Source organism: Pseudoduganella aquatica (genome assembly GCF_020865585.1).
GTDB classification, from domain to species: domain Bacteria; phylum Pseudomonadota; class Gammaproteobacteria; order Burkholderiales; family Burkholderiaceae_D; genus Rugamonas; species Rugamonas aquatica_A.
This window is the reverse complement of sequence record NZ_CP086370.1, coordinates 1,246,994-1,259,200: the sequence shown is the minus strand read 5'-3', so window position 1 is coordinate 1,259,200 and position 12,207 is coordinate 1,246,994. Positions and strand designations below refer to the sequence as shown.

Annotated in this window: 9 protein-coding genes; all 9 read left to right on the top strand. The window is 52.7% G+C overall.

All coding sequences use genetic code 11. The features are described from left to right. Positions 1-110: 110 nt before the first annotated feature. The 9 genes from KT882_RS05520 (at position 111) to KT882_RS05480 (ending at position 12,193) form a co-directional block, all read left to right on the top strand. Positions 111-2,474 carry an AAA family ATPase gene (locus tag KT882_RS05520; RefSeq protein ID WP_228894793.1) on the top strand — a complete coding sequence of 788 codons (2,364 nt, stop codon included), beginning with the start codon at positions 111-113 and terminating at the stop codon, positions 2,472-2,474. Beyond that, positions 2,471-4,447, top strand: coding sequence for a UvrD-helicase domain-containing protein (locus tag KT882_RS05515; protein WP_228894792.1), 1,977 nt, complete (start codon positions 2,471-2,473; stop codon positions 4,445-4,447). Before KT882_RS05520 ends, KT882_RS05515 begins: the two co-directional genes overlap by 4 nt. Before the next feature lie 366 nt (positions 4,448-4,813). Beyond that, on the top strand, positions 4,814-5,845 hold the full coding sequence (locus KT882_RS05510) for a nucleoid-associated protein (protein ID WP_228894791.1): 1,032 nt from the start codon (positions 4,814-4,816) through the stop codon (positions 5,843-5,845). Next, entirely contained in the window at positions 5,832-7,229 is a 1,398-nt protein-coding gene (locus tag KT882_RS05505; protein WP_228894790.1) for a hypothetical protein, read from the top strand. The genes KT882_RS05510 and KT882_RS05505 overlap by 14 nt, the downstream gene beginning before the upstream one ends. Positions 7,230-7,372: 143 nt before the next feature. Continuing rightward, the gene (locus tag KT882_RS05500; protein ID WP_228894789.1) at positions 7,373-7,807 is read left to right on the top strand and encodes a hypothetical protein; all 435 of its coding nucleotides are present in this window, start codon (positions 7,373-7,375) and stop codon (positions 7,805-7,807) included. Between the two features lie 189 nt (positions 7,808-7,996). After that, the gene (locus KT882_RS05495) at positions 7,997-8,929 is read left to right on the top strand and encodes a hypothetical protein (RefSeq protein WP_228894788.1); all 933 of its coding nucleotides are present in this window, start codon (positions 7,997-7,999) and stop codon (positions 8,927-8,929) included. A 202-nt stretch (positions 8,930-9,131) separates the two neighbouring features. Continuing rightward, on the top strand, positions 9,132-9,689 hold the full coding sequence (locus KT882_RS05490) for a plasmid fertility inhibition factor family protein (RefSeq protein ID WP_228894787.1): 558 nt from the start codon (positions 9,132-9,134) through the stop codon (positions 9,687-9,689). A 289-nt stretch (positions 9,690-9,978) separates the two neighbouring features. After that, entirely contained in the window at positions 9,979-11,130 is a 1,152-nt protein-coding gene (locus tag KT882_RS05485; RefSeq protein ID WP_228894786.1) for an FRG domain-containing protein, read from the top strand. 172 nt (positions 11,131-11,302) lie between these two features. Beyond that, positions 11,303-12,193: a hypothetical protein gene (locus tag KT882_RS05480; protein WP_228894785.1), complete on the top strand. Its 891-nt coding sequence runs from the start codon at positions 11,303-11,305 to the stop codon at positions 12,191-12,193. The last annotated feature ends 14 nt before the right edge of the window (positions 12,194-12,207 follow it).

Here is a 12,207-nt window from a genome sequence, read left to right as displayed (position 1 = left end):
GGGCAGCCCTTGGTCGCTCCCCCACACGACTGAGCGCGTTTTTGTTTCCGTCCTTCCTGATGCCCTGCGGGTAGAGGGTTCGTTACAAAATATGCAGGCTAGAAGAAAAAATGACCACAGACGATATTGCACGTAAGGCTGTAGCTGCCGCTCCGCCGGCCGAAAAAATAGCGGTGGCGAAGGCTGCTGAATCCAAGCCCGCTGACTCAAACAGCGGACCGCCGCTTCGGCTAGCATGTGTTGAGATTTGCAATTTCCGCCGCCTTGCAAATACACGTGTAGAACTTGATGAGTCGACCACCATCTTGGTGGGGGCGAACAATAGCGGCAAGACCTCCATTCTTACCGCACTGAAGAATTTCCTCTCGGACTCGCCGGGCTTCAGAGCTTTCGACATCAGCCTTTCGCACTGGGGGAAGTTACGAGACCTTTGCCAGAAGTGGGAAGCGCTTGCGGAGGACCCGACGACGGACAATAAGGACGTCGAGATGTGGGAAGAGCAGCTGGAGACTCTTCAGTCTTGCATGCCGTTCGTCGACCTTTGGTTCGAAGCCAAAGAGGGGGCATTCAGCTACGTACGCCCATTCATGACATCACTGACTTGGGCAGGTGGTGCGGTTGGTGTCCGAGTACGGCTCGAGCCATTTGAAGATGCTACAGCGCTACGAAGGCTTGCTTGGCGCTACCGGGAAGCGCGTGCACCGGTCAAAGCGCTGCCGGCTGATGGCCATGCATGGCCCACAGACCTGCTAGACTACTGGCTCCGGAATCCAAAGGAGTTGCGTCGTATATCGGTATATCGCTTGGACCCGGCCAAAGGGCCATTGACCAATCCAGGGAGTCGGGAGTTACAGCCGCTTCTGAAGGGGTCTGCGCCGGTCGAGCTCGTTTACCTGAAAAACCTTATTCGAGTGGACTACGTTCCCGCCCAGCGTGGACTAGGCGCGGAGGACGACGAAGTGCGCTCAGCAGGGGAAAATGCCCGACCAGGACTTTTTTCGACTCAACTTCTGAAATTCGCGAAGCAACATCTCAACGTAGCTCCTAGTGGTCATGGCAACAGAGAGGACCTGGTTCAGGCCATTGGTAAAGCCCAGTCGGAGTTGGATTCCTCTATTTCAGAGGCGTTGCGCCCAGCCATGGAGGAAGTCGAGGTTCTGGGATATCCCGGGCTCCATGATGCTAAAGGAATTCACTTCCGCACGCGTATTGAGACCGCAGACCTGCTAGACCACGGTACAGCGGTTCAATACCGGCTGGACCCCGCAGTGGCTGCGGAATCGCTGCCAGAGCACTCCATTGGGTTGGGGTATCAGAATCTTCAGTCCTTGAGCTTCATGCTGGTGTCTTTCCGGGCGGCTCGTCTGAATCCAAAGCAAGGCCTACCAGTGCCAATTCATCTGGTGATGGTCGAGGAGCCAGAGGCTCACCTTCATGTTCAGGTTCAACGAAACTTCTCGCTTAACGCGCATGGCTTGCTCTGTTCGAAGAATGAATTGCATAGCGGCCTCCGCAGCCAGCTGATAATCAGCACGCACTCAAGCCATCTTGCTCACGGGGACAGCTTTACTCGGCTCCGGTACGTCAAGCGGATTCCAGGTGATGGTGCTGCAACGAAACCGAGCACGGACGTAGTCAACTTGGGAAATGCGTTTGGAGATGACGAGGAAACACGGACATTTACCGAACGCTACTTCCAGGTGCAGCACACAGACCTGCTGTTTGCCGACGCTGCAATTTTTGTCGAGGGCACTGCGGAGCGCATGCTGGTACCGATGTTCATCAAACAGAATTTCGAGGCGCTGGCGACTAAATACATTTCGTTCCTGGATATTGGCGGAAGTCACGCCCACCGCCTGAAGCCGCTGGTAGAACGACTTGGGATTCCAACTGCCGTGATTACCGACTTGGACCCCGTGCTCCCAACGAAGAATGAAAAAGGGCGGACGGTTCGAGGCGCTGTTCACATTGCAGGCCAGGAAGGAATCGAGTGTGGCAACGACACTCTGACATCGTGGCATCCAATGCTGCCAGACTTCACGGGGTACCGTAAGCCAACCGATGCACAGTTGGTTTGGTCTTCAGCTACCGGAGTAAAAGTCCGATTCGCATGGCAACTGCCAGTTGCGGCTGCCAGCGAACAATGGCCCAGCTCGTTCGAAGATTCTCTGATTCTCACCAACATCGATTGGTTCAAGGCCCTTGAGGACGAGACTGATAAGAGCGGTAAGAAGATTGTTCATCGCGGTGCATTGGCCAAGGTCATCGGTATTGTTCTCGACCACCCTGATCACGTTGAGCTGCTGAAAAAGCTCCATGACATGTTGCGTGGAAGTTTCAGTAAAGGTGATTTTTCTGCATCAATCTTCGAACGTATGGAAAAGGGACAGCGGCTCGTCTGTCCTGCGTACATTTTGGACGCGCTTGCTTGGCTCAATGAGCAGTTGACTGCAAAACGCGAGGAAACGTTGTGAGCGGGCCCGCAGGTGCCGGCGGCAATGAAAGGGATGCGCACGTCGTCGAAGATATCTGCGGGTATGTAACCGCAACCCCAGCCCATAATTTCTTTCTGTTCGCAGGAGCTGGTTCCGGTAAGACACGGACCTTGGTTGAGGTATTGCGTCGCGTAACGGGTGTGGTCGAGCACGCTGCTGGAAGACTATACGCCGAACGTCTTCGCTCGCGTGGGCAGGCAGTACGGGTCATCACTTACACCAAAAATGCTACTGCAGTGGTGACGGGGCGCTTAGGCGAGAACGTGCTCACTGAAGTCTCTACTATTCACTCATTTTGTTGGGACCTGATTAAAGGTTTTGATGAAGACATCAAAGAAGCATTGCTGGCGCGAATCAGCAAGAAACTAGAAGAGGCACGTCAGGCGGCCAGGGAGAAGAAACGCGGCGAAAGTGATACTGACAGACGAAAGTACGCGGAGCTGGAGGAAGATGCCGCCAAGATTGCAGACACAGCTAGCTTCATCTACCACCCAGATCGCCGAACGTTTGGGGCCGGCGCACTTTCGCATAGCCAGGTCATTGATGCCGCTGCTTGGTTGCTGAACGAACGCCCAACGTTACGCAGAATCGTAGCTGACCGTCACCCCCTGATTCTCATTGACGAGTCTCAGGACACCATGCGGGCCGTGCTCGATTCCCTGTTCTCTTTGTCGGTACACTTCCCCGGGGTGGTAACGCTCGGCCTGCTGGGCGACCATCGCCAGCGAATTTACGCCGATGGGCACGACGACCTTCCGTCTCATATTCCCGAAAGCTGGGAGAGACCTGCGCTACAGATGAATCACCGCAGCCAAAAGCGTATCGTGGACCTTATCAACGATATATGGGAAGCAGATCTGGAGGGACGTACTCAGCCGAAGACCGGTGTACGTCAGGTCCCCAGAACCGAGAAGGAAGGTGGCGCCGTTCGAATGTTCATTGGATCAGCTCACCTGAGCACGGAAGAGAAGATGGCGTTCGAAGGTAAATGTGCAGAAGCCATGACGGACCAAACCGGTATTGCGGCGTGGTGCGGGGATGTGAAGAAATACACAACCCTGGCGCTGGAACATAAATTGGCAGCCATTCGAGGTGGATTCCTGAATGCATACATGGCCGTCGACCTCTTGGACCCAGATGCATCTGCTCCTAGCTCAAGTGGGGAAAGGTCTGGGCCTGGAATGCTGCGTCCTCTGCTAGGAGCCATTTCGGAACTGGCTGAGTGCATCAATGCGGATTCGACAATCGATGAGTTCGCTGCAATGAACGTATTGCGCCGAGATGGAGTTCTGTCGAAGCTGCCAGAGGATAGCCCGGCGCGAAGCAAAGTCGTATCGGAAATTCAGCACTCCCTAGGTCAGTTCGCAAGGACCGTATTGCGTCCTGAAGCTCAAGTCCGCGATGTTGTGGGACCTCTGCTGGACTTGGAGCTTTTTGATGTGGATGGCCGGTTCTACAACGCGTATCGGGATGAGACAGCCGCTCCGCCACCTCCGGCCGTCAAGTCTCAAGAAGATGTGGTAGACAGGCGTAAGCGTGGATGGGATGCATTGTTCAGGACGCCTTGGCAAGAAATTTCCAAATACCGAGCTTATTTGCGCGGAGAAATGGAGCTGGCTACTCACCAGGTCGTCAAGGGCTCGGAGTTCGAGCACGTAATGGTAGTTATGGACGATACGGACGCCGGTGGCTTCCTTTTTGCGTATGACAAAGTTGTCGGCGGTCAGGAGCTGAGCAAGAGCGATTTGAAAAATATCGAAGAAGGTAAAGAAACTTCTATCGATAGGACCCTTAGACTGTTCTACGTCACCTGCAGTCGGGCTGAAGAAAGTCTTGCTCTGATTCTTTGGGCAGCAAATCCAGGAGCTGCTATTGAGGCTGTCAAGGCAACGGGTTGGTTCCTCGAGGGAGAGGTCCAGGAGATTCCACACCTACATCCAAGCGGAAAATAAACCGTCGTCAAAGCTCTGGCGTGAAGCCTACGCGGACATCTCGGCAATTGGCTATTGGAAGATCACTGCGCCTGCCGACGTCAATAGGCTAGCAAGCACACTGCGTCAAAAACGTATCGCGGCAACTGATGACGTCAACCATATAACAACCTGCTGGATTGATCTCGCCAGAAGCGCACCCGCGCCGGAGTCAGCTGCACAGTTGCCTCGTTGGGCGGACGAAATTCGGAGCAGTGCGCAATGTAGCATGATTTGACAATAAAAATTTCCCGTTGGTTACAAAAAGCGTATTTTCAACCGCCATTTTCGGCTATATTCGTCGGCTACCGATATGCACTTGCAACAAGCCAAAAGAAGGAGTCAAGCTTGGGTTTTTTCACTGATGATGAGCTGGGATCTTTGAAGATTACGAATATGATTCTTCACGTAGTAGGCGGCGACAAATTCGAGCCAGCGCCCGCCCGCGAAGTAGAGCATGCGCAGTTCTTCTTGGCACGAATACTCAATACAGATGCCTCACCAGTATACAGTTTTGATGCCGACTCGGCAACTAAGAGTGAAGTACAACAAATTTTTGATGCAAATATTTCTTTCGAGGACGGCGCTCAGAAGCTTGCAAAAGAGTTTTCCAAACTTCACGTCAAGACAAGTAGCGATGGTGCGTTATTCATGTTCGAGTTGACAGTGGCTGATGCCGATGTCCGTCTCTATAGCCTAATCAAGTATGACTATCGGGAGGCAATTGAACAGTCCCAGGGAGCCAAGGGACTCTTGAGACGCATCGTCCACGCATTTATTGCGGATAAGAAAGCAATCCAGAAGTCAGCACTCATCAGGGTAAAAAATGGAGCTGCAGAAGGCTTTGTTTCTACGACAGATAGGATGAAACAGGCACCGGACATTGGCGACTACTTCGCAAAATTCCTCGGGGTATCTCGGAGCCTCAGCGATGAAGACCTCAATCGCAAGACTGTTGAGATGCTCCGTGGGTTTATGGCCGACAACAAGGAACTGTTGCCCGATAGGGACGCAGCCAAAGCCTTTGGTGTCGCAAAAGGAATTCTTCGCGATCGTCAGACTATTGATGAAGACGCCATCACTGATGCGATCCTTACCGCTGCGGGAAACATAGAAGATGAGGGCATCAGCTCGAAATTGCGCAACCTTGCGGCGCGTCGAATTCGCAGCAATAAGTTGGATGGCATATCTTTCAAGCCAAATAAAAAAGTACTGACCCGACCAGCCCTCCGAAAGGTGCGAACCGTTGAGGGTGTCACCATTATGTATCCAGATCAGGATGGTGCAGTAGCCGTGCATAGGGAGAAGACCGCGCAAGGTGGGGAAACTATAACTATAGAAACAGCAAAAATAATGGAGGACACCCTTGTCCGAAATTAAGCTGGCTAGAGCTATTGATGAACTATTCTTGGTTAAGAAGCTTTACGTGACCGAGACCGTTGATCATGTCGCTTTGTCGGAGGTCAGTTTTACACACACAAAGAACCTGCTTGAACTGATTAATCAAGCAAGATTAGTCGCATCCATACATGATAGAGACCACTCGGACTGGTCAGAGATAGAACTGCGCGAAGAATATGCGCCCTTTCGCATCGCGTTCGCGAAGCCCCAAGGCTCAGAGGACGAGTTGTTCATATTAACAAATACGGCGTTCTCAGCATTCCTTAAGAACAACCAGTCAGCGCGGCTTTGGAGAGTTGCTCGCTTTGGCGCAACGATGCGCACTGAAGGGTGTACCTATGCAGACTGGGAACAAGATGTAGAAACACCCGCGCCGATTGCCAAAAAGAGCCCTAGATCGCTAGTACGTGAAACAAGCGGCAACAGAATAGTGCCCGCGACCATCGCCCCTTGGACCTTAACCGACTCATCGTTTGCTCTGAAATCTAAGGCTGCAATCATTTGGGCCAATTACAGTATCTCGGCATGTATAAGATCGCTTGCGGACGACATTGATAGTGAAACCGGGGAGATAAAATTCAAAGGTCCGCCTCGACTAACGCTTAAGCTTCCGGAGCGAGCCGATAAGTACTTTGAAGACCTTGGCGCATCTGCCTTCTCATCATTGCAGCAAGCTGTCGCCTGGGTTTTTGAGAACGATCGTGAAGCAGAAGTTCGTCACATTTTATTCGCGTGCGAGATAGCGCGATCAAGCAATCCTACAGACGGAGAACTACACCTCCTTGGCAGAAATCTACAGCCTGCATTTGAAGGAGCGAAGATCGCTTATCAGATGTCCATTGCGGAAGTAGGGAAAGATACGTTGAAAAGTCTAGCCGATCTACGGAAGTCGGTAACAGAAGACACTTCAAAGGTCACTGAAAGTACTCGCCAAGTTGCCGCCGCTGTCGCAGGTGCATTGGCGCTGGGCTTCGGACTGATCGCAGCACGTACGTCGACCACAACACCTCACTGGCTCCTTGTCACGGTCATGGTTATCGTGGTGTTATACGTGGGCACGATCATCTTCGCAGGCTTCGACTTCATTCGCCTACAACGCTCACTAAGGTCAGAGTGGCAAAGTCGGCTGTATCGATTCCTCCCACAATCGGACTACGACGTGATGGTCGCAGTACCAACCAGACATGCAGAAAGAACATTTACTTGGACTGCTGGCATTGGCGGCGTAGTTGTGATCCTATTGGCTTGCGCCGTCGCATTTGATCTGATCAACCCTCCTGGTGCCGAATCTGGTAGCCCCCAAAAAACTAAAGCCGAACACGCTAAGCAAAGCAACAACTCTGCCGCGAGCACAACGAAGTAGCCGGCAATACGTAGCGAGCAATCTGACCACCAGGTTTAATCAACAACCTCAACCACGAATTAGACGCGCATCGCGCGAGGACACTGATCAGCGTAAGCTATTCTGCGACGCCGACTCTAGATGAAATAATAAAGGAACAAACAATGTTTAAACGACTAGGAAGCGTAATCAAAAACTTTAAGCGCCGGCACTTCGAGAAGCAAGTTGCCATCCAGCTTGCTCGCTTTGACGAGATGCATCGTTACGAAGAACGTGGCCATGGTGGACTATGTATTAACGGCAATCTCGTGCACGAGTTTACTTACCTGCTCAGATATATCTCAGAAGGTCAGTTCCAAAGTATGGAAGACCATCATGCAATCCACAGTAACATTGTTCAGCTTCGCGCTCATTTTTCTCATGAGCTTGCAAAGCCACTCATGCGCGAGGAAGATGTCTTCGGCGTTGGACGTGCTACAGCAGAAGCCAATTTACAAAATCTGCGAAGAATTTGTGAAGTCATATCTAAGCGGATGGAACTTCTGGCGGAAATTAGCAATCAGCGGGGCAATCAATTGGGTATTAGTGACCGGATTTAGGTACAAGCATCCTTTGTACTAGCTCTGATTTGACATGACACAAACTGTCAGATGGAGTTAAAATTCTGCGCGGTTTCTACCGGCCAGGAACATTAAATGGGTCGCCAGGTTTGTCCGGGACGCTAGACGGCTCTGCTGATCCGGCATGCTAGGTGTAAGCCCCGATACTTAAAGAGGAGATCGCAGAAGATGACAAATCGTTGGGACGAGACGTGGCACCGTCTGCGCGAATGGACGAATGGGCAAGCACCGTCCGAGCGACTGGCGGCGCAAATCCTCATCGACGCGGAATACGTTGGCTTAGATCCGAGTCACCCACTTGGCGGTAAGGATGGCGGGAAAGATGCCCTCGGCTCCAAGCACGGCAAGAAATGGATCATGGCCGCCTACTTTCCTCGCGGCCAAAAGGAATTCACCGAAATACGAACCAAGTTTGAAGGTGACTTGCTGGGAGCCAATACGAATAGGGCATCAGGAATCGCCTTCGTCACCAATCAGGAATTACGTCTAGCCGAACGCGAGGAACTGCATCGGTTGGCCGGAGGTATCGAGCTAGACTTGTTTCACCTAGAGCGTATAACCGCCGCCCTGGACAAGCCGAGCATGGCTAGTGTGCGTTACCAATTCCTAGGAATCGAAAGTATTACGGCCAACTCAGTATCGGCGTTGCGTGATGAAATATCCGCGATGCAGCAGCGACTGGAGGGATTGCAGACAGGTGGTGATTCGTTCTGCTACCTCATGTTTTATCACTTTGACCTCGAGAAGAACATCGCGCAGAATTTTACTGTCATCCGCAAGGGGCAGTACCCACTGTACGACTTAAGACTGAGAATCGTAAACATGAATACCGGGCACGAACTGAACAAACAGTGGGGTGAAATTAGCGCACCCGCTGAGTTCAATTTCGTCAAATGGCAACTCACCCCACATGAGTATTACCGTGTCTTCATTCATGCCAGAAACGGACAATACCACCAGGATTTGCAGCTGAGGCGATCCCACATCGCAGAGTGTTGGCTTGCTGCCACTAGAGTGACAGGGGCCGATGGAGCTACTATTCGATTTCAGCACATTGACAATGGCTACGAAAGCGAATTCGGGGAACCTGAGTGGAAATGATGTCGACGACCAACTAAACCATCTTTCGTGGAGCCGTCCCGAGTGCAGCTGAGCTTTATTGTGCTTGTGATCGCCAGGCACTCAGGTCAAAATGAAGCAAGACGCTCCCTGCTGAAAACGGACATGACTTGCAGCGTTCAATCCGAAGGGGGGAGCTTCAATCAGCCAATATGCTTCCCCTCAGCAACCTACAAAGGGCACGATGCAAACTTTTATCGGTATTCGACAAATTCATCATTTTCAAGGTGCCGTCTTTCAGATACCCACCAGCAAAGGCGATGTATTCATGTTCGAGGAACGGTCAAACTACCTGAACGACGAGCGGGCCGTCGTTGAGGTCGACGCCGAGAAATTCTTGACGCTTTGGCGCCAACCCCTCAGCAGCCATCCCGAGATTGCAACGGGCAACCCTATGACATGGCCAAGCGACCACAAATTCCAATGGCCGGACAAGCACTTTGCTGAAGGGATCGTAAACCCGGTGCCTCTGGCGGATGTAAGTGTCAGAATCGCGACAACCCGAACCCCAGTCTGGCGAGAGAAGTACTTCTTCTGGAAAGAACTCGAACGCGTCGAAGTAACCGAAACACCTGCGCTCTCGTTCTCCGACGGTATCACGCGAACGATTTGGTTGTTATCGTTCGGAGCCAAGCGTTTTCCGGTCAAATGCTCCCTTAAAGAGGCTCCGTTACTTCAAGCCCTAGCAGGCATCTCCGGTGGAAGATTTCGAACTATTGATGAGTTAATCCCGGAACGTTAAATTAAAAAACTCTTCGTTAACACTGGACTTGGAGCGGGTATTCGGCTGTCCAGCTCGATCTAATCGTCCAGAAAGCGTTGTCGTAAGTACGACCAGCTCAAGTCGAACTCTAAGTCCATGGATACCCGAAATACGCAGGGTGACGCACTTTTTGGATATCAGGACTAGAAGGCAATTTTCAAACTGGCTCAAGTGGGCGCAACGGGGTATTATCTCCCCCTAGGCACTGAAATGCGCGCCTTAGCCGGTAGCGTGAATCAACATCTAATAACTTAACGAGTGAGCCCCTATGCCCGACGAAAAGCCGGCCGTTCCCGTCGAAGTGTCCTCACTTGCGGAATACCTGGCGTGGAAGAAAGGGGTGATGGCCGCGCCGGACGCTGAAGGCCATGCGCTGTTCTACCGAGGCCATCCGGACGCCGCATTCCTGCTTGAGCCGACGGCATATCGCCTCAAGGATGGGAAGTCGTTCAGGGCCGTCGAACATCAGTTGTACGAGGAGCTCATGCGGCTCGATCCAGTGGCGTTTTCGAACGATAGGTCTGTATTTGAACGGTTGGTACGGATGCAGCACTACGGTCTGCCGACCAGGCTCTTGGATCTTACTCACAGCCCCCTGATAGCGCTTTTTTTTGCGTGCAGCAGCCATGAGGAAAAGGATGGCGAGGTGTTATTCTTTCCTTGGAAAAACGACGCAGTGTTCCAGCCATCGGACATCCCTGACGTATCCCTCGCAGGAGTCTGTGTACAAGCAGACTTTTCACACATCGGCAGGGATATCGTGAGAAAGTTGAAGGACTTCTTTACGGATGAGACCGAATTCGGTTCCGGCCATGCCGGATTTGACCATGACAGGCAGTTGTTCTTGCGGGCGCTGATCGATGAGATGGACGCACTGACAGAAGAGGATTTCCTGATCCAATCGCTGTCAATCCAGGTCATTGAAGAGAAGCTCCATAGTGAACTCGTCGTTCCATGGCGAAAACAGCTGGTCCTCGAAAGAAAAACATTGGAGCATCCTCGAGAGGTGTTGGCCATATCTGATAGCCAGCACTTTCTCGAAAAATTCTATAATCGGTTTAGTGATCGGACCTCAGCATTCATCGGCTCGATATGCCGTCAGCTGAAAATCGAGAACAACTTCGAGCAACGCAGTCTCGGAAAATTCCTCGCGCAGTTCACGCATTTCTATTTCGCGCATGCGCCGGTCAACAACGAGCGTATCCGCCGACAGCAGGGGAGCTTCATCGTCTGCTCCCCCGCCAAGACAAATTTCTGGGCGGTAGAGCACCACAAGAAACCGAGCAGGATCCGCATCAAGAGCGAGGCCAAGAAGGCCATCCTATGTGAATTGGCTGACTTGGGTGTTACCCGGAGTTACGTTTTTCCCGAACTCCCAGAGCAGGCAGCGGAAGCGCAGAGGCGATATCCGGCCCGCTAAGGACCTGTTTTCACATCCGTTTCGCCTGGTTCTAACACGTGAAGCGCTTCAGCACTACGCCGGGTAGACGTTGATAGAACGAGCGCCAAGGCGCCGCCATGATTGAGCAGCGGGACAACTTTTTTACCGATTATTCGGGCATGCCAGCAGGCCTTGGGGACGGGAGAAATGCATGGGGGCGTTCAGCAAGCGTATCAATATCTGGTCAGGCATGATTGAGAGAAAGGGGCCGGGCTATTGCGTGCTGTGTGGCCACTTTGGCGAGCTGACGAGGGACCACGTGCCACCAAAAGGGTGCGCCGAAATTTCCAACTCAGTGCTCACGCGACTTATCGCTGAAACCGACTCCGGGAAGAGCGAAGGCCAGAGTCTGCGCATCCAAGGCGGCCTGAAATTCAAGAGCATCTGCGGGGACTGCAATAACGGAAGGCTGGGTACAAAATACGATCCAGAGTTGAAAGCCTTCGTCGACAGCATGCGCGCGGGCCTGACGATTGCGGCCAAGAACGTGGCTCTTCACAGGGTCGTGCACGCAAAAGCGGATCTGCACGCAGTCGCAAGGTCAGTGATTGGGCATTTGCTTGCAGCGCACGCTGTCACCGAAACAGAGGCCTGGCGTGCCGATATCGGCGCTTCCGAATCGCTTCGCCAATACTTCCTGGACCCAGCATTGCAGTTCCCGGCCGAATGGCGTTTGTACTGCTGGCCCTACTTTTCTCGTAGGCAGATTATTCTCCGACACGCCGCTTGGATGGACGTGTCACTGGACCGCCCTAGCGACAAAACCATCTATGGGCACGTGCTCAAGTTCCTACCGTTCGGCTTCTGGCTCGTCCGCGATCAGCCATCCGACTTCGCGATTCCGATGCCTGACATAACGCCGACGGGCATGCCTGTCGGCTTGCGCGAGACGGTATGGATTAATTTGCGCGACACCCCGCATATGAGCTACCCGGAAAACCCTTCCGGACATCATGTAATGCTCTGTGCCGACGAACAGGGTTCGATGATGGTACCAGTCAAGCACCGTGCGGGCGCCGTAGAAAGCCCGCGAGTTGAGTGAAGGTCCCGGGGCTG